Origin of the sequence: Microbacterium sp. LWO14-1.2 (assembly GCF_038397715.1) — a bacterium.
GTDB lineage: Bacteria > Actinomycetota > Actinomycetes > Actinomycetales > Microbacteriaceae > Microbacterium.
The window spans coordinates 1,021,600-1,040,523 of record NZ_CP151633.1 but is presented as its reverse complement, the minus strand read 5'-3'; the positions used below and the strand labels follow the sequence as shown (position 1 = coordinate 1,040,523).

Genomic DNA, 18,924 nt, shown 5'->3' with positions numbered 1-18,924 from the left:
GATGCACAAGCGCATCCTTCCGGTCGTGGCGCTCGGCGCCGTGGCCACCCTGGGCCTGGCGGCCTGCGCCGGCGGAGCCGGTGACGACAACGGCGGAGCGGTCGACGGCGAGGGCCAGGAGCTCACCGTCTGGATCATGAAGGGCACGAACCCTGACTCCAGCGCCTTCTACGACGAGGTCTCGAAGGCCTTCGAGGACGAGACCGGCGCGACCGTCAAGATCGAGGAGATCCAGTGGGCCGACGCCCACGACCGGTTCGTGACCTCGATCGCCGGCGGGACCACTCCCGACATCGCCGAGACCGGCACCACCTGGACGGCCGAGTTCGCCGACGCGGGCGCGCTCGAGCCGCTCGACGAGTACGTCGACGCCGAGAAGGGCCTGCGCGACGACCTCGTCGAGGGCCTCGCGGTCGCCGGCACCTACGACGACGAGCTGTACGGCATGCCCTGGTACGCGGGCGTCCGTTCGATCGTCTACCGCACCGACGTGTTCGAGGAGCTCGGCCTCGAGGCTCCGAAGACGTGGGACGACATCGTCGCCGCCGGTGACGCCATCAAGGCCGCCAAGCCCGACATGCTGCCGTTCCCGGTTCCCGGTGACGCCGAGTTCCAGGTCTACCCCTGGGTCTGGGGCGCCGGCGGCGAGGTCGCCACGCAGGACGGCGGCGAGTGGACCAGCGAGCTCGACAGCAAGGAGTCGCAGGCCGGCATCGAGTTCTACACCGGACTCGCGACCGAGCACGGCTTCTCCTCGGCGGGTGCGACCACGTGGAAGGAGACCGACCTCCGCGACGCCTTCACGCAGGGCAACGTCGCCATGATGCTCTCCGGCTCGTGGACCCCCAAGGCCCTCATCGAGGCCAACCCCGACCTCGACGGCAAGATCGGCGCGGCCGTGATCCCCGGTGAGGACGGCGGCATCGCTCCGTCCGTGCTCGGCGGCTCGCACCTCTCGGTGTTCAACACGACGAAGAACGCCGACCTCGCGTGGCAGTTCGTCAAGCTCATGACCACGGGCGAGTTCGCCGAGAAGTGGGCGAACGAGACCGGTTACTTCCCCGGTGTCCAGTCGGCGATGGAAGAGGCTCTCGCCTCGACCGACCCGCTCGTCGCTCCGTTCGCGGAGCAGATGGTCGAGGGCGGCGCGTCCGTGCCGGTGACCCCGAACTTCGGCGCCGTCCAGGCCAAGAAGACGACCAACGCCATGATCCAGGCCATCCTCAGCGGGCAGAAGGACGTCGCCACGGCGACGAAGGATGCCGCTGCGGAGATGACCGAGCTGCTCAACCAGTAAGACAGTTAGGCAATATCACCCCATGTCGATGGTGCACGCGCCACTGCCGGTCACGGAGGCGGAGTCCAGCTCCGCCCCCGTGGCCGGCGGCCGGCCGAAGAAGCGAGGCCTCTCGCTGATCACGGCTCGCCCCTGGCTCCTTCTCGCTCCCGGGCTGATCATCCTCGCGGTGCTCATGCTCTGGCCGCTCGTCCAGGTGGTCATCTACTCGCTGCAGGACTACGGTCTGCGCGAGATCAACACGGGGGAGAGCAACTGGATCGGCCTCGGGAACTACGTCGAGGCGCTCACCAATCCGACCCTGTGGACGGTGGTGCTGCCGAACACCGTCGGCTTCGCAGCCGTCGCCGTGTTCGTCACGGTCGCCGTCGGCACGCTCGTGGCCCTGCTGCTCGCGCGCCTCGGTCCGGTGTGGCGCACCATCGTCTCCAGCTGCATCATGGTCGCGTGGGCCATGCCCGCCGTCACCGGCACCTACGTCTGGACCTTCATCTTCGACGCCGACCGCGGCATCTTCAACACGGTCCTGCGCGACCTCGGTCTGATGGACGACCCGGTGAACTGGTTCACCAACCAGTGGTCGTTCTACGCGATCGTGCTGCTGAACGTCGTGCACCACGGCTTCCCGTTCGTCGCGATCACCGTGCTCGCGGGTCTGCTCGGCGTCTCGAAGGAGATGCTCGAAGCGGCGGCCCTCGACGGCGCGAACGCGTGGACGCGCTTCTGGAAGATCATCTTCCCGACCCTCAAGCCCGTCTTCTCGGTCGTCATCATCCTGTCGACGATCTGGGACTTCAAAGTGTTCGCGCAGGTCTACCTCATGCCGGGCGGTGGGGGAGGCAACAGGCAGGTGCTGAACCTCGGCGTGTGGTCGTACGTGGAGTCGTTCGGGCAGAACCGCTACGGCTTCGGTGCGGCGCTCGCCGTGCTGCTCACGCTCGTGCTCATCGGCATCACGATCGTCTACATCCGGTCGCTCATGAAGGAGGACGAGCTGTGAACCCGCGCCCCAGGCTCCGCTCGCGCATCGGCGTCGGGATCGGCGTCGCCGCCGTCCTGATCTTCACCCTGTTCCCCGTCTACTGGATGGTCTCCAGCGCCTTCGACAAGAAGGCGTCGTCGGGTGGGCAGTCCCTCCTCCCGCAGGAGTTCACGTTCGACAACTTCGCGTTCGTCCTCACCGAGGGCGGATTCGGAACCTTCCTCCGGAACTCGGCGATCGTGGCCCTCGTGACCGTGCTCGTGAGCGCGCTCGTGTGTCTGCTCGCCGCCGTCGCGGTCGCACGGTTCAAGTTCAAGTTCCGCACGACGATCCTCATGATGATCCTCGTGGTCCAGATGGTGCCGCTCGAGGCGCTCGTCATCCCGCTGTTCCTGCAGGTCAAGAGCCTCGGGCTGCTCAACAGCATCCTCGGTCTCATGGTCGTGTACGTGGCGCTCTCGCTCGCGTTCGGCATCTGGATGCTGCGCGGCTTCGTCGCCGCGGTGCCCGTCGAGCTCGAGGAGGCCGCGTACATCGACGGCGCGAGCTGGTGGCGCATGTTCCGCTCGATCCTGCTGCCGCTCGTGATGCCGGGTCTCGTCGCGACCAGCATCTTCAGCTTCATCACCGCGTGGAACGAGTTCATCTTCGCGATGACGATCCTCGGCGCGCAGACCGACCAGTACACGGTGTCGATCGGACTGAAGTCGTTCTTCGGCCTCTACGCCAACGACTGGGGCAGCATCATGGCCGCGTCGACGATCATCACCGTCCCCGTCATGATCTTCTTCGTCATCGTGCAGCGCCGTCTGTCGGCTGGCATGGTCGCGGGAGCGGTGAAGGGATGACCGACGACTTCGAACGCCTCGCGAACGGCGTGCTCTGGCCCGGGTTCTTCGGAACCGAGGCGCCGGAGTGGCTGCTCGCCGAGCTCCGCGACGGCCTCGCCGGGGTCGTGTACTTCGGCCAGAACGTCGGTGACGGGCTCGCCGACCTGAGCGACGCGATCCTCGCGGCGAACCCTGCCGCGCTGATCGGCATCGACGAGGAGGGCGGCAGCGTCACGCGTCTCGAGTCGGCGACGGGGTCGACCCTGCCCGGAGCCGCCCAGCTCGGTCGCGTCGACGACGTCGAGGCGACGAGGGCGACCGGTGCGGAGCTCGCCAGGCGCGTCGCCGCGATCGGCGGCAACGTCGTGCTCGGACCCGTGGCCGACGTCAACACCGACCCGCGCAACCCCGTGATCGGGGTGCGCTCGTTCGGCAGCGACGAGGCGCTCGTCTCGCGGCACGTCGTGGCCGAGGTCGACGGCATCCAATCCGGCGGTGCGGCCGCGTGCGTCAAGCACTTCCCCGGTCACGGTGACACGCACCTCGACTCCCACCACTCGCTCCCCGAGATCGCGCTCGACCTCGACGAGTTCGAGCGTGTGCACCTCGCGCCGTTCCGTGCAGCGATCGAGGCAGGTGTCGACAGCATCATGACGGCGCACATCGTCGTCCCCGCGTGGGGTGCCGAACCAGCCACGCTCAACCCGCGCGTGCTCGGGATGCTGCGCGACTGGGGCTTCGACGGCGTCATCATCACCGATGCTCTCGACATGGCGGCCATCCGCGAGACCGTGGGTCTCGGCGGGGGAGCGGCGCGTGCCCTCGCGGCCGGCGCCGACCTGCTCTGCATCGGAAACCCCACCAACCCCGGAGAGGCTGCGGCGTCCGACCAGGACGAGCGCGACTTCCACGCGGCTCGCGACGGCATCGTCGCCGCACTGCGTGACGGGTCGCTGTCTCGCGAGCGCGTCGAGGAGGCCGCCCGACGGGTGGCGCGCCTCGCGCAGACGCTGCAGGCGCGGGATGCCGCGGCGCAGCCCTCCGCCGCCTTCGACGGCGCGGAGATCGTCAGCAGGGCGGTCACCGGTGCCGAGGCCGACGCGCAGGAGCTCGCCGTGGTCGACGCCCGGCGTCGCTCCTCGCTCGCGGTCGACAGCGCCGCGGGCTATGTGGCGGCCGCACTGGCCGGAGACGGCCACCGGGTGCGTCTCGACGTGGCGCGGACGTCTGTCGAGGAGCAGGATGCCGCGCTCGACGCTGCTGTCTCCGCCGATGGTCTCACCGTGCTGCTGATCGATCGACCAGACGCCGATCCCGCCCAGCGCGAGCTCGTGGAGCGGGCCGCGCGGCGAGACCTCGCGGCGGTCGTGGTGAACGTCGGGCTCGTTCCCGAAGAGGCGTTGCCGCTGCCCGTCGTCGAGGTCGGAGCGGCCAGCAGGGTCGGCGCCGAGGTCGCGCGGGCGCGCCTGGGCGCAGCATCCGTTCCGCTCATTTCGTCATCGGACGTGGCAGAACGCCCGGTCTGAGGCAGGATGGCACCGTGGACGCTGACGTTCTCGCGCTGGTGCGCCGATCCGTTCCCCGACTGAGTGCTGCAGAGGCACGGGTCGCGGAGACGATACTCGGCGATCCCACGCTCGTCGTCGACCTCGCCATCAACGACCTCGCCCGGCTGTGCAGCACCTCGCTGTCGACCGTCGCGCGGTTCGCGCAGTCGCTGGGTTTCAGCGGCTACCGCGAGCTGCGCGTCGCGGTCGCCCGCACGGTGACGCTCGCGCAGGCGCAGCAGGCGCGGTTCGGTCTGGACACGACGGCGATCGACCGAGACGACGAGCCCGCGACGATCGCCGCGAAGCTCGCCGCGCAGGAGATCGACGCGATCGAGAAGACCGCGCGCGGCCTGGATGCCGTGGCCCTCGACCGGGCGGCGCGGGCCGTCGTCGACGCCAGGCACATCGAGATCCTCGGTCAGGCGTCGTCCTCGCTCACCGCGCAGGATCTGCAGCAGAAGCTCTCGCGCATCGGATGCTCGGCCGCGCACTCGTCCGACCCGCACCTGTCTCTCACGGCCGCGTCGATCCGGACGGCCGACGACGTCGTCGTCGCGATCTCGCACGGGGGAGAGACGCAGGAAGTCGTGCGCGGTGTCGAGGTCGCCCGAGACGCGGGCGCCCTGACCGTCGCGATCACGAGCGTGTCCGACTCGGCGCTGGCCCTCGCGGCAGACGTCGTGCTGCTCACCTACGCGCAGGAGTCCCCGTTCCGCATGGCCGCGATGTCGAGTCGTATCGCGCAGCTCGCGCTCGTCGACATCCTGTTCGTGCGCGTCGTGCAGCACCGCGGTGAGCCCGTCGTCATCCCCCTGCAGCTCACGCACGAGGCCGCCGCTCCTCGCCGCCGCGCCTCCGGGCGCTGAGCAGCTCGCACCGCCAGCCGATACCCGATTGAGATAAACCGGTGATTGGCATCTGTGGATCCGCTGGGTAGCTTCGTAGGAATCACCGTGAGCCGGGGCGAACACTCCCCGGTCGCGCAAAGCAGCGCCCCACAGGGAAGGTCATTCTTCACATGCACCACTCGATCACACGCCGGCGAGGTCTCATCGCCGTCTCCGGAGCAGCGCTCGCGGCGCTGGTCCTCTCAGGATGCGTCGCCAGCCAGCGCGGCGACGGTGACGGCGGAGGGTCCGGCGACGTCGACGGCACGTTCGTCTTCGCGGCCTCGTCCGACCCGGCGAGCCTCGACCCCGCGTTCGCTCAGGACGGCGAGACCTTCCGCGTCTCGCGGCAGATCTTCGAGGGACTCGTCGGCACCGAGCCCGGCACGGCCGACCCGGCTCCGCTCCTGGCCGAGAAGTGGGAGTCGTCGGAAGACGGCATGAGCCACACGTTCACCCTCAAGGAGGGTGTGACCTTCCACGACGGCACTCCGTTCAACGCCGAGGCCGTGTGCGCGAACTTCGACCGCTGGTACAACTGGACCGGTCTCGCCGCCTCCGAGGCGCTGGGCTACTACTACAACAAGCTCTTCAAGGGCTACGCGTCCGACCCGACGAACGCCGTGTACAAGTCGTGCACGCCCGACGGCGACTACTCGGTCACGATCGACCTCAACAAGCCGTTCGCCGGCTTCGTCGCCTCGCTCTCGCTCCCCGCGTTCGGCATGCAGAGCCCCTCCGCGATGTCGGAGTTCGGCGCTGACGACGTGAGCGGCACCGCCGAGGCGCCCGTGCTGTCCGAGTACGCCATGGGCCACCCGGTCGGCACCGGACCCTTCCAGTTCGAGGAGTGGGCTCCGGGCGAGCAGGTCACGCTCAAGGCCTACGGCGACTACTGGGGTGAGGCGGGTCAGGTCGACGAGATCATCTTCCGCACCATCGACGACCCGACGGCCCGCCGTCAGGCTCTCGAGTCGGGCTCGATCGACGGCTACGACCTCGTCGGCCCCGCCGACACGAAGGCCCTCGAGGACAAGGGCTTCACGATGGTCTCGCGTCCGCCGTTCACCATCCTCTACCTGGCGTTCAACCAGGCCATCCCCGAGCTGCAGGACCCGAAGGTCCGCGAGGCGCTCTCCTACGCCATCGACAAGGACGCCCTGATCAGCCAGGTGCTCCCCGAGGGCACCGAGAAGGCGATCGAGTTCGTGCCCGACACCGTCAACGGCTACAACCCCGACGTCACGACGTACGACTTCGATCCTGAGAAGGCCAAGTCCCTGCTCGCCGAGGCCGGCTACACCGAGGCGAACCCGCTGAAGCTCGAGTTCGACTACCCGGTCAACGTCTCGCGTCCGTACATGCCGGACCCCGAGCAGATCTTCACCGTGCTCTCGTCGCAGCTCGCCGACGTCGGCGTGGAGACCACCCCGGTGTCGCAGGAGTGGGGCGAGTACCTCGACCGCATCACCGGCACCTCGGACCACGGCATCCACCTGCTCGGCTGGACCGGCGACTACAACGACACCGACAACTTCGTCGGCGTGTTCTTCGGTCAGCAGAGCGCGGAGTGGGGCTTCGACAACCCCGAGCTGTTCCAGAAGCTCGACGAGGCGCGCGGCGTCCCGAGCCTTGAGGACCAGACGGCCCTGTACGAGGACATCAACGAGATGGTCGCGCAGTTCATCCCCGGTGTCCCGCTCGCGCACCCGGCGCCCACTCTCGCGTTCGACTCGCGCGTGAAGAGCTACCCGGCCAGCCCGGTGAACGACGAGGTCTTCACGGACATCGTCCTCACCAAGTAACAGGCTGACGCCAACAGGTCGTCGAGCGAGGAGCGGAGCGACGGGACGAAACGCAGGGACCCGTGCGGAACCTGCGTTTCGTCTCGCTCCGCTCGCTCGACGACCACCGGTTAGGAGACCTCTTTGCTGCGCACCATCGGCAGGCGACTGCTGTTCCTCATCCCCACCCTGATCGGCCTCAGCATCCTGCTGTTCGCCTGGGTCAGGGCCCTCCCCGGCGGCCCGGCCGTCGCGCTCCTGGGCGAGAAGGCGACACCCGAGGCCGTCGCCAGGATCAACGAGCTCTACGGGTTCGACCGCCCCATCCTCGAGCAGTACTTCGTGTGGGCGTCCCGCCTGCTGCAGGGCGACTTCGGCACCTCGATCCAGACGAACCGCCCGGTGATGGAGGAGTTCTTCCGGCGCTTCCCCGCGACGATCGAGCTGAGCGTCATGGCGCTCATCTTCGCGGTGGGTGTCGGCATCCCGCTCGGATACTGGGCCGCCCGCCGCCACGGCAGGTTCACCGACCATGCGTCGGTCGTGCTGAGCCTCATCGGCATCACCATCCCGGTGTTCTTCCTCGCGTTCATCCTCAAGTACGTGTTCGCGGTGCAACTCGGCTGGCTGCCGTCCGACGGCCGGCAGGACCCCCGCATAGACGCGACCCACGTGACCGGGTTCTACGTGTGGGACGGCCTCATCACGGGCGAATTCGACGCGTCGTGGGACGCCATCCTGCATCTGATCCTCCCCGCGCTCGCGCTGGGGACCATCCCGCTCGCGATCATCGTGCGCATCACGCGGGCCAGTGTGCTCGAGGTGCAGAACGCCGACTTCGTGCGCACCGGCCGCGCGAAGGGCGTGGGATCGACGACGCTGCGCAACCGGTTCATCCTCCGCAACGCCATGCTGCCCGTGGTCACCACCATCGGCCTGCAGACGGGGCTGCTCATCTCGGGAGCCGTGCTCACAGAGACCGTCTTCGCCTTCCCGGGCATCGGCTCGTTCCTGGCGAGGGCGATCTTCACGAGGGACTTCCCGGTGCTGCAGGGGTTCATCATCTTCATCGCCATCGCGTACGCGCTGATCAACCTCGCGGTCGACGTGTCGTACAGCCTGATCGATCCGAGAGTGCGGGTGCAGTGATGACCGGCGTGACCCACCCGAACACCCACGGAGAGGAGGCGGTGTCATGAGCATCTCGCTCCCGCCCGCCCAGGGCCCCTCGGCCGCCGGCGGCGAGGTCGTCGACACCGTCGCCGTCGCGCAGGCCGGCCTCAAGGAAGGCCCCGGCGGCTTCTGGCGCGACGTCTTCCGTCGCCTGCGTCGCAACCCGACGGCGTGGATCGGCGCGGCCATCGTGCTGGCGTTCGTCCTCGTCGCGGCCCTCGCCCCGCTGCTGGCTCCGTACCCGGAGACCGCGCTGCCCGGAGCGAAGAACATCACACCGACGTACATCCCCGGACCGGGAGAGCTGCCGGAGTTCCCGCTCGGGCTGGACCGCTTCGGCGGCGACGTGCTGTCGAAGCTCATCTGGGGTGCCCAGGCCTCGCTGCTCGTCGGCGTGATCTCCACGGCCCTCGGTCTCATCGGCGGCATGCTGCTCGGGCTCATCGCCGGCACGTTCGGCGGCTGGGTCGACACGGTCATCATGCGCGTCGTCGACATCATCCTGTCGGTGCCGAACCTGCTGCTCGCGGTGTCGATCGCGGCGATCCTGGGGCAGACGCCGTTCGCGGTGATGATCGCGATCGGAGCCTCTCAGGTGCCGATCTTCGCCCGCCTGCTGCGCGCCTCGATGCTGCAGCAGCGGTCGAGCGATTACGTGCTGTCGGCGCAGACCCTGGGTCTCGGCCGGGGCCGCATCACGATGTCGCACGTGCTGCCCAACGCGATCGGACCGGTGATCGTGCAGGGCACGCTGACGCTCGCCACCGCCGTGATCGACGCCGCAGCGCTGTCGTTCCTCGGCCTCGGCGGCGGGCGCCCGGAGACGGCCGAATGGGGGCGGATGCTGACCTACGCCCAGAACGAGCTGGCGATCGCCCCGTGGCTGGCGTTCCTCCCCGGTATCTGCATCGCGGTCACCGCGCTCGGCTTCACCCTGTTCGGTGAAGCGCTGCGCGAGGCCATGGACCCGAGGACGAGGGCGCGATGAACGGCAACGGCGTCATGGAACAGAACAAGGAGAATCGGATGCCGAGCGCTCCGCTGCTGTCGGTCGAGGGCCTCGCCGTCGACTTCGCCACCATGGACGGCGTCGTGCATGCCGTCGAAGGGGTGGACCTCGAGATCGCCCCCGGTGAGACCGTCGCGATCGTCGGTGAGTCGGGGTCGGGGAAGTCGACGACCGCCATGGCGATCATCGGCCTGCTCGCGGGCGGAGGTCGCGTGGCCGCCGGCAGCATCCGCCTCGACGGGCGTGAGATCGCGCATGCCTCCGAGAACGAGCTGCGCACGATCAGGGGGCGCGACATCGGCATGGTCCCGCAGGACCCGATGTCGAACCTCAACCCGGTGGCGAAGATCGGCACGCAGGTCGCCGAGACGCTGCTCGCACACGGCCTCGCCACCCGGCAGAACGTGCAGGAGAAGGTGGTCGAGGCGCTGAGCGCCGCCGGTCTGCCCGACCCCGAGCGCCGGGCCAAGCAGTACCCGCACGAGTTCTCGGGCGGCATGCGGCAGCGGGCGCTCATCGCGATCGGCCTGGCCTGCAAGCCGCGTCTGCTCATCGCCGACGAGCCGACGAGCGCGCTCGACGTCACCGTGCAGCAGACGATCCTCGACCAGATCGGTGCGATGACCCGCGAGCTCGGCACCGCCGTGCTGCTCATCACGCACGACCTCGGCCTGGCGGCGGAGCGCGCGGAGCGCGTGGTCGTGATGCACCGCGGTCGCGTGGTTGAGCAGGGGCCGGCCAGGCAGATCCTCGAGGCTCCGCAGCATCCGTACACGCAGTCGCTCGTGAAGGCGGCGCCGTCCGTCGCCGCCGCACGACTGCGCCCTGAGGCGTTCCAGGTCGCCGAGCCATCGGGGGTCGATCGGTCGTCGAGCGGGGAGCGCAGCGACGAGACGACGCGCGGCCCCGCCGACAACATCGTCGAGATCGAGAACCTCACCAAGGTGTATCCGGTGCGCGGGCAGAAGGACGACTTCGTCGCGGTGAACGACGTGTCGCTCGCCATCCCGCGCGGCGAGACGGTGGCGATCGTGGGGGAGTCCGGGTCGGGCAAGACCACGACCGCGCGGATGCTGCTGAAGATCATCGAGCCGACGAGCGGTCTCATCCGCTTCGAGGGCAAGGACGTGTCGTCGCTCAGCAAGGCGGAGACGAAGGACTTCCGGCAGCGCGTGCAGCCGATCTTCCAGGACCCGTACTCGAGTCTCAATCCGATGTTCACGATCGAGCGGCTCATCTCCGAGCCGCTGGACTTCTACCGGCGGGGGAGCGGAGCGGATCGCCGCACGCGCGTGCGGCAGCTGCTCGACGACGTGGCGCTGCCGCAGTCGATGCTCACGCGCTACCCGTCGGAGCTGTCCGGCGGCCAGCGCCAGCGCGTGGCGATCGCCAGGGCGCTCGCCCTGTCGCCCGACCTGATCGTGTGCGACGAGCCGGTGTCGGCTCTCGACGTGCTGGTGCAGGACCAGATCCTCACGCTGCTCGGCGACCTGCAGCGCGAGTACGGCCTGAGCTACCTGTTCATCTCGCACGACCTCGCGGTGGTCCGCCTGATCAGCGATTACGTGTGCGTGATGAAGGACGGGGTGCTCGTGGAGGCCGCCTCCTCGGAGGAGATCTTCACGAATCCTCGGGACCCGTACACGCGGCGCCTGCTCGCGTCGATCCCGGGCAACGAGCTGAACATCGCGTCCTGACGGCGGGCGTCCTCGACCGGTTCCGGATGCTTTTACCGCAGCATCCGGAATTGGTCAAGGATTGAGCTTGCCATGTCGCACAATCGCGTCTATAGTTGGTAGTTGCGCTCGCTTCTCCGTGCCCTCATATGGTGGTCGGCATCCGTTGAGCTTCTGAGCGCGCAACTCCACCTGACGACAAAGGAATCGAGAAGCCCTGCGGGGCTCACGGAGGTTATTCCCTTGGCTGCTGCTCGCAACGCATCCACATCCACCACCACCAAGAACGGACGCGGAGCATCCCGCCTCTCGTTCGCCAAGATCTCCGACACGCTGACGGTCCCCGACCTTCTCGCCCTGCAGACCGAGTCCTTCGGTTGGCTCGTCGGCAACGACGCCTGGAAGGCTCGTGTCGAAGAGGCCAAGCAGGCCGGTCGCACCGACGTCAACGAGGTCTCCGGACTCGGCGAGATCTTCGAGGAGATCTCCCCGATCGAGGACCTCGGCGAGACGATGCAGCTCTCGTTCACGAACCCGTACCTCGAGCCCGAGAAGTACTCGATCGAGGAGTGCAAGGAGCGCGGCAAGACCTACGCCGCCCCGCTGTACGTCGAGGCCGAGTTCATGAACCACCTCACCGGTGAGATCAAGACCCAGACGGTCTTCATGGGCGACTTCCCGCTGCAGACCGACAAGGGCACGTTCATCATCAACGGTTCCGAGCGCGTCGTCGTGTCGCAGCTCGTGCGCTCGCCCGGTGTCTACTTCGACAAGACCCCCGACAAGACGTCCGACAAGGACATCGTGTCGGCGCGCGTGATCCCGAGCCGCGGTGCGTGGCTCGAGTTCGAGATCGACAAGCGCGACCAGGTCGGCGTCCGCATCGACCGCAAGCGCAAGCAGTCGGTCACCGTCTTCCTCAAGGCCCTGGGCATGTCGAGCGAGGAGATCCTCGCCGAGTTCGCCGGCTTCCCCTCGATCGAGGAGACCCTGGCGAAGGACACCATCGTCACCAAGGAAGACGCACTGCGCGACATCTACCGCAAGCTGCGTCCGGGCGAGCAGGTGGCCGCCGAGGCCGCTCGCGCGCTCCTCGACAACTTCTACTTCAACCCGAAGCGCTACGACCTGGCGAAGGTCGGCCGGTACAAGATCAACCACAAGCTCGGTCTCGACGCCCCGCTCACCGACTCGGTGCTCACGGTCGAGGACATCGTCGCGACGATCAAGTACCTGGTCCGCATCCACGCCGGTGTCGAGTCGTTCGACGGCATCCGCTCGGGCAAGCAGGCCGAGATCCGCATCGCGACCGACGACATCGACAACTTCGGCAACCGTCGCATCCGCGCGGTCGGCGAGCTGATCCAGAACCAGGTCCGCACCGGTCTGTCCCGCATGGAGCGCGTCGTCCGCGAGCGCATGACCACGCAGGACATCGAGGCGATCACGCCGCAGACCCTGATCAACGTGCGCCCCGTCGTCGCCGCGATCAAGGAGTTCTTCGGAACGTCGCAGCTGTCGCAGTTCATGGACCAGAACAACCCGCTCGCGGGTCTGACCAACAAGCGCCGTCTCTCGGCTCTCGGCCCCGGTGGTCTGAGCCGTGACCGCGCCGGCGTCGAGGTCCGTGACGTCCACCCGTCGCACTACGGCCGCATGTGCCCGATCGAGACCCCTGAAGGCCCGAACATCGGTCTGATCGGTGCTCTCGCGACGTTCGCGCGCATCAACTCGTTCGGTTTCATCGAGACCCCGTACCGCAAGGTCGTCGACGGTGTCGTGACCGAGCAGATCGACTACCTCACGGCATCCGAGGAGGTCGACTTCAACATCGCGCAGGCCAACGCGCCGCTCGATGCGAAGGGTCGCTTCCGCGAGAGCCACGTGCTCGCACGCCCGAAGGGCGGCAGCGGTGAGGTCGACCTCTTCCTGCCGGAGGAGATCGGCTACATCGACGTCTCGCCGCGCCAGATGGTGTCGGTCGCGACCTCGCTCGTGCCGTTCCTCGAGCACGACGACGCGCAGCGCGCGCTCATGGGCGCCAACATGCAGCGTCAGGCCGTGCCGCTGCTGCGCAGCGACTCGCCGCTCGTGGGAACCGGTATGGAGGGCTACACCGCCATCGACGCCGGTGACGTGCTCACCGCCGAGAAGGCCGGTGTCGTCTCCGAGGTCTCCGCGGACCGCGTCGTCGTCATGCTCGACGAGGGCGGCACGCAGGAGTACCACCTGCGCAAGTTCGACCGCTCGAACCAGGGCACGTCGTACAACCAGAAAGTCGTCGTCAGCGCCGGTGAGCGCGTCGAGGTCGGAGAGGTCATCGCCGATGGCCCCGCCACCGAGAACGGCGAGCTGGCACTCGGGAAGAACCTCCTCGTCGCGTTCATGACGTGGGAGGGCTACAACTTCGAGGACGCCATCATCCTCAGCCAGGACCTGGTGAAGGACGACACCCTCTCCTCGATCCACATCGAGGAGTACGAGGTCGACGCCCGCGACACGAAGCTCGGCAAGGAGGAGATCACCCGTGACCTCCCCAACGTCAGCCCCGAGCTCCTGAAGGACCTCGACGAGCGCGGCATCATCCGCATCGGCGCCGAGGTCCGCCCCGGCGACATCCTCGTCGGCAAGGTCACGCCGAAGGGCGAGACCGAGCTGTCGGCCGAGGAGCGCCTGCTCCGCGCGATCTTCAACGAGAAGAGCCGCGAGGTCCGTGACACCTCCCTGAAGGTGCCCCACGGTGAGCAGGGCACGATCATCGCCGTCAAGGAGTTCAACGCCGAGGACGGCGACGACGAGCTCGGCTCCGGCGTGAACCGCCGCGTCGTGGTCTACATCGCCCAGAAGCGCAAGATCACCGAGGGTGACAAGCTCGCCGGCCGTCACGGCAACAAGGGTGTCATCGCGAAGATCCTGCCGATCGAGGACATGCCGTTCCTCGCCGACGGAACCCCGGTCGACATCGTCCTCAACCCGCTCGGCATCCCCGGTCGAATGAACTTCGGCCAGGTCCTCGAGACCCACCTCGGGTGGATCGCGAAGCAGGGCTGGAAGGTCGAGGGCACCCCCGAGTGGGCCGTCAAGCTGCCCGAGCAGGCCTTCGAGGCCGCGCCAGGCACGAAGGTCGCGACCCCGGTGTTCGACGGTGCGAGCGAGGAGGAGATCTCCGGTCTCCTCGACTCGACGCTCCCGACGCGCGACGGTGTGCGCCTGATCGACTCGAGCGGAAAGACGCAGCTGTTCGACGGTCGCTCCGGCGAGCCGTTCCCTGCGCCGATCTCGGTGGGCTACATGTACATCCTGAAGCTGCACCACCTGGTCGACGACAAGATCCACGCGCGTTCGACCGGCCCGTACTCGATGATCACCCAGCAGCCGCTCGGTGGTAAGGCGCAGTTCGGTGGCCAGCGCTTCGGTGAGATGGAGGTGTGGGCCCTCGAGGCCTACGGTGCGGCATACGCGCTCCAGGAGCTCCTCACGATCAAGTCCGACGACATCCTCGGCCGCGTCAAGGTGTACGAGGCGATCGTCAAGGGCGAGAACATCCAGGAGCCCGGCATCCCCGAGTCCTTCAAGGTGCTCATGAAGGAGATGCAGTCCCTCTGCCTGAACGTCGAGGTCCTCTCGGCCGACGGCACGGCTGTCAACCTCCGCGACACCGACGACGAGGCCTTCCGCGCAGCGGAAGAGCTCGGAATCAACATCTCCAGCCGCTTCGAGGCCGCCTCGATCGACGAGATCTAAACGCCTCGACGGGCTCAGCGCCGCATCGCCGCTGAGCCCGCCGAAGCCCGATTTCTCAAAAGAATTCCGACACAGGAGAACTAGTGCTCGACGCAACAACCTTCGATGAGCTTCGCATCGGCCTGGCCACCGCTGACCACATCCGCGCGTGGTCGTACGGCGAGGTCAAGAAGCCTGAGACCATCAACTACCGCACCCTGAAGCCGGAGAAGGACGGCCTCTTCGGGGAGCAGATCTTCGGCCCCTCCCGCGACTGGGAGTGCGCCTGTGGCAAGTACAAGCGCGTCCGCTTCAAGGGCATCGTCTGCGAGCGCTGCGGCGTGGAGGTCACCAAGTCCTCCGTCCGTCGTGAGCGCATGGGCCACATCGAGCTCGCCGCACCCGTCACCCACATCTGGTACTTCAAGGGCGTGCCCTCGCGCCTCGGCTACCTGCTCGACATGGCGCCGAAGGACCTCGAGAAGGTCATCTACTTCGCCGCCTACATGGTCATCTCGGTCGACGAGGAAGCTCGTCACCGCGACCTGGGCACCCAGGAGAACAACATCCGTCTCGAGCTGAAGACGCTCGGCGACCGCCGCGACTCGAAGATCGCGGAGCGCCTGGCCAAGCTGGAGGAGGAGCTCGCCGCTCTCGAGGCGGAGGGTGCCAAGGCCGACCAGAAGAAGAAGGTCAAGGACGCCGCCGAGAAGGAGATGTCGCTCATCCGCAAGGGTGCCGACGAGGCGATCGCCAAGCTCGAGCGCGTGTGGGAGGACTTCCGCACGCTCGAGGTCGGCGCACTCCGCCCCGAGGACGACGTCTTCCACGAGCTGCAGGACCGCTTCGGTCAGTACTTCGAGGCCTACATGGGCGCGGAGTCGATCCAGCGTCGTCTGCAGTCGTTCGACCTGGCCGCCGAGGCGGAGAGCCTGCACCTGCAGATCTCCGAGGGCAAGGGCCAGCGCAAGATCCGTGCGATCAAGCGCCTCAAGGTCGTCAACTCGTTCCTGGAGACCGGCATGAGCCCGGCAGCCATGGTCCTCGACGTCGTGCCGGTGATCCCGCCGGAGCTGCGCCCGATGGTGCAGCTCGACGGTGGCCGCTTCGCGACCTCCGACCTGAACGACCTCTACCGTCGTGTGATCAACCGCAACAACCGTCTTCGTCGTCTGATCGACCTCGGCGCCCCCGAGATCATCGTCAACAACGAGAAGCGGATGCTGCAGGAGGCCGTCGACGCGCTGTTCGACAACGGCCGCCGCGGTCGTCCCGTCACCGGTACCGGCAACCGCGCCCTGAAGTCCCTCAGCGACATGCTGAAGGGTAAGCAGGGTCGTTTCCGTCAGAACCTGCTCGGCAAGCGCGTCGACTACTCGGGCCGTTCGGTCATCGTCGTCGGCCCGCAGCTGAAGCTGCACCAGTGCGGTCTGCCCAAGCAGATGGCTCTCGAGCTCTTCAAGCCGTTCGTCATCAAGCGTCTGATCGACCTCGGTCACTCGCAGAACATCAAGGCTGCGAAGCGCGCCGTCGAGCGCACCCGTCCCGAGGTCTGGGACGTGCTCGAGGAGATCATCCGCGAGCGCCCCGTGCTGCTGAACCGTGCGCCCACGCTGCACCGTCTCGGCATCCAGGCGTTCGAGCCGCAGCTCGTCGAGGGCAAGGCCATCCAGCTGCACCCGCTCGTCTGCGCGGCGTTCAACGCCGACTTCGACGGTGACCAGATGGCCGTGCACCTGCCGCTGTCGGTCGAGGCTCAGGCCGAGGCCCGCGTGCTGATGCTCGCGTCGAACAACATCCTGAAGCCGTCCGACGGCCGCCCGGTCACCCTGCCTTCGCAGGACATGATCATCGGTCTGCACCACCTGACCACGGTCAAGGAGGGTGCGTCCGGCGAGGGCCGTGCGTTCGGTTCGGTCGGCGAGGCGCAGCTGGCGTACGACGAGGGCACGCTCGACCTGCAGGCGAAGGTCCGCATCCGCATCCCGGGTCTGACCTTCCTCGAGGGCGAGGCTCCCGAGGGCTACGACAAGCACGGTCTGGTCGACGCTTCGCTCGGACAGGCGATCTTCAACGACGCGCTACCGAAGGGCTACCCCTTCGTCCGCGAGCAGGCCGACAAGGGCAAGCTGTCGCAGATCGTCAACAAGCTGGCCGAGGAGTACCCCAAGGTCGAGACGGCGGCGACGCTGGACCGCATCAAGGACGCCGGTTTCTACTGGGCCACGCGCTCGGGTGTGACCGTCGCCCTGAGCGACATCCTCACCCCGCCGAACAAGGCGGAGATCGTCGCCGGCTACGAGAAGCAGGCCGCGAAGGTCCAGTCGCAGTACGAGAAGGGCCTCACGACCGACGCCGAGCGTCGTCAGGAGCTCATCAAGATCTGGACCGAGGCGACCGACGAGGTCCAGGCTGCGATGAAGGCGCACTTCCCGCAGGACAACACCATCAACCGCATGGTGTCGTCGGGTGCTCGTGGTAACTGGCTGCAGATCCGGAACATCGCCGGTATGCGCGGTCTCGTGAACAACCCCAAGGGTGAGATCATCCCCCGTCCGATCATCTCCTCGTACCGCGAGGGTCTGTCGGTCGCGGAGTACTTCATCGCGACGCACGGTACCCGTAAGGGTCTCGCCGACACCGCTCTGCGTACCGCCGACTCGGGTTACCTGACCCGTCGTCTGGTGGACGTCTCGCAGGACGTCATCATCCGCGAAGAGGACTGCGGCACGTCGAAGGGCCTCGAGCTCCCGATCGCCGCTCCGAACGCCGCGGGCGAGCTGGTGCGCGACGCGAACGTCGAGAACTCGGTGTTCGCTCGCACCCTGGCGTCCGACGTCGTCGACAGCAAGGGCGAGGTCCTCGCCGCCGCCGGTGACGATGTGGGCGACGTGCTCATCGACAAGCTGGTCGAGGCGGGTGTCGAGACCATCAAGGTGCGCTCGGTGCTGACCTGCGACTCCGCCGTCGGTGTCTGCGCGCAGTGCTACGGCCGTTCGCTGGCGACGGGCAAGACCGTCGACATCGGCGAGGCCGTCGGCATCATCGCGGCCCAGTCGATCGGTGAGCCCGGTACCCAGCTGACGATGCGTACGTTCCACACCGGTGGTTCGGCATCGGCGGATGACATCACCCAGGGTCTGCCGCGTGTCCAGGAGCTCTTCGAGGCCCGTACCCCCAAGGGTGCGTCGCCGATCGCGGAGGCCGACGGCCGCATCACGATCGACGAGACCGACAAGGCCAAGAAGGTCATCCTGACGCCCGACAACGGCGACGAGCCCGTCGTCTACCCGGTGCTGAAGCGTGCGACCCTCCTCGTCGAGGACGGGCAGCACGTCACGGTCGGTCAGCCCCTGCAGGTCGGCACGCTCGACCCCAAGGAGGTCATGCGCGTCATGGGTGCTCGCGAGGTGCAGCGTTACCTCGTCGGCGGCGTCCAGGGCGTCTACCGCTCGCAGGGTGTGCCGATCCACGACAAGCACATCGAGGTCATCGTCCGCCAGATGCTCCGCAAGGTCACCGTCGTCGATCACGCCGACACGACCCTGCTGCCGGGTGAGATGGTCGACCTCAAGCGCTACCAGTCGATCAACCGCGAGGCCGTCGCAGAGGGCAAGCGCCCCGCGTCCGGTCGTCCGGAGCTGATGGGTATCACGAAGGCGTCGCTCGCGACCGAGTCGTGGCTGTCGGCCGCGTCCTTCCAGGAGACGACCCGCGTTCTCACGCAGGCCGCCATGGAGGGCAAGCGCGACCCGCTGGTCGGTCTCAAGGAGAACGTCATCATCGGTAAGCTCATCCCCGCCGGAACCGGTCTCTCGAAGTACCGCGACGTCACGGTCGAGGCCACCGAGGAAGCCAAGAGCGAGCGCTACCCGAACCGGATCTTCGCATCCGACGGTGCGTACGCCGACGGCGACTTCGGCTACGTCGACTTCGACGCGTTCTCGACGGACGACATCACCCCCGGTACCTACAACTGAGGTACTGAGTGACTGAGAAGGCCCCGGGCATCC

The 18,924-nt window shown here is 67.6% G+C and carries 11 protein-coding genes; all 11 read left to right on the top strand.

Going from position 1 to position 18,924, the window contains the following annotated elements; all coding sequences use genetic code 11:
* Window position 1: 1 nt before the first annotated feature.
* The 11 genes from MRBLWO14_RS05095 to rpoC all read left to right on the top strand — a co-directional run bounded on the left by MRBLWO14_RS05095 (window position 2) and on the right by rpoC (window position 18,891).
* Window positions 2–1,297 (top strand): sugar ABC transporter substrate-binding protein, encoded by a 1,296-nt coding sequence (locus tag MRBLWO14_RS05095; protein ID WP_341935372.1) that lies wholly within the window; start codon window positions 2–4, stop codon window positions 1,295–1,297.
* A gap of 22 nt (window positions 1,298–1,319) precedes the next feature.
* Window positions 1,320–2,297 carry a sugar ABC transporter permease gene (locus MRBLWO14_RS05090; RefSeq protein WP_341935371.1) on the top strand — a complete coding sequence of 326 codons (978 nt, stop codon included), beginning with the start codon at window positions 1,320–1,322 and terminating at the stop codon, window positions 2,295–2,297.
* The gene (locus MRBLWO14_RS05085) at window positions 2,294–3,127 is read left to right on the top strand and encodes a carbohydrate ABC transporter permease (RefSeq protein WP_341935370.1); all 834 of its coding nucleotides are present in this window, start codon (window positions 2,294–2,296) and stop codon (window positions 3,125–3,127) included. Before MRBLWO14_RS05090 ends, MRBLWO14_RS05085 begins: the two co-directional genes overlap by 4 nt.
* The gene (locus MRBLWO14_RS05080) at window positions 3,124–4,635 is read left to right on the top strand and encodes a glycoside hydrolase family 3 N-terminal domain-containing protein (protein WP_341935369.1); all 1,512 of its coding nucleotides are present in this window, start codon (window positions 3,124–3,126) and stop codon (window positions 4,633–4,635) included. The genes MRBLWO14_RS05085 and MRBLWO14_RS05080 overlap by 4 nt, the downstream gene beginning before the upstream one ends.
* Before the next feature lie 14 nt (window positions 4,636–4,649).
* The gene (locus MRBLWO14_RS05075) at window positions 4,650–5,525 is read left to right on the top strand and encodes a MurR/RpiR family transcriptional regulator (RefSeq protein WP_341935368.1); all 876 of its coding nucleotides are present in this window, start codon (window positions 4,650–4,652) and stop codon (window positions 5,523–5,525) included.
* Window positions 5,526–5,677: 152 nt separating this feature from the next.
* Window positions 5,678–7,351, top strand: coding sequence for an ABC transporter substrate-binding protein (locus MRBLWO14_RS05070; protein WP_341935367.1), 1,674 nt, complete (start codon window positions 5,678–5,680; stop codon window positions 7,349–7,351).
* A 123-nt stretch (window positions 7,352–7,474) separates the two neighbouring features.
* Window positions 7,475–8,479, top strand: a complete 1,005-nt coding sequence (locus MRBLWO14_RS05065; RefSeq protein ID WP_341935366.1) for an ABC transporter permease — start codon at window positions 7,475–7,477, stop codon at window positions 8,477–8,479.
* A 46-nt stretch (window positions 8,480–8,525) separates the two neighbouring features.
* Entirely contained in the window at window positions 8,526–9,491 is a 966-nt protein-coding gene (locus tag MRBLWO14_RS05060) for an ABC transporter permease (protein WP_341935365.1), read from the top strand.
* Complete coding sequence (locus tag MRBLWO14_RS05055; RefSeq protein WP_341935364.1) at window positions 9,488–11,209, top strand: ABC transporter ATP-binding protein; 1,722 nt, start codon at window positions 9,488–9,490, stop codon at window positions 11,207–11,209. The genes MRBLWO14_RS05060 and MRBLWO14_RS05055 overlap by 4 nt, the downstream gene beginning before the upstream one ends.
* Window positions 11,210–11,431: 222 nt before the next feature.
* Complete coding sequence (locus MRBLWO14_RS05050) at window positions 11,432–14,932, top strand: DNA-directed RNA polymerase subunit beta (protein WP_341935363.1); 3,501 nt, start codon at window positions 11,432–11,434, stop codon at window positions 14,930–14,932.
* Between the two features lie 83 nt (window positions 14,933–15,015).
* The gene (gene rpoC, locus MRBLWO14_RS05045; RefSeq protein WP_341935362.1) at window positions 15,016–18,891 is read left to right on the top strand and encodes a DNA-directed RNA polymerase subunit beta'; all 3,876 of its coding nucleotides are present in this window, start codon (window positions 15,016–15,018) and stop codon (window positions 18,889–18,891) included.
* Window positions 18,892–18,924: the final 33 nt, after the last annotated feature.

Excerpts from the sequence above, each read along its gene's own strand:
- MRBLWO14_RS05060 (WP_341935365.1), top strand. The coding sequence starts at position 8,526 with ATGAGCATCTCGCTCCCGCCCGCCCAGGGCCCCTCGGCCGCCGGCGGC.
- MRBLWO14_RS05095 (WP_341935372.1), top strand. The coding sequence starts at position 2 with ATGCACAAGCGCATCCTTCCGGTCGTGGCGCTCGGCGCCGTGGCCACC.
- MRBLWO14_RS05080 (WP_341935369.1), top strand. The coding sequence starts at position 3,124 with ATGACCGACGACTTCGAACGCCTCGCGAACGGCGTGCTCTGGCCCGGG.
- MRBLWO14_RS05090 (WP_341935371.1), top strand. The coding sequence starts at position 1,320 with ATGTCGATGGTGCACGCGCCACTGCCGGTCACGGAGGCGGAGTCCAGC.
- MRBLWO14_RS05055 (WP_341935364.1), top strand. The coding sequence starts at position 9,488 with ATGAACGGCAACGGCGTCATGGAACAGAACAAGGAGAATCGGATGCCG.
- MRBLWO14_RS05070 (WP_341935367.1), top strand. The coding sequence starts at position 5,678 with ATGCACCACTCGATCACACGCCGGCGAGGTCTCATCGCCGTCTCCGGA.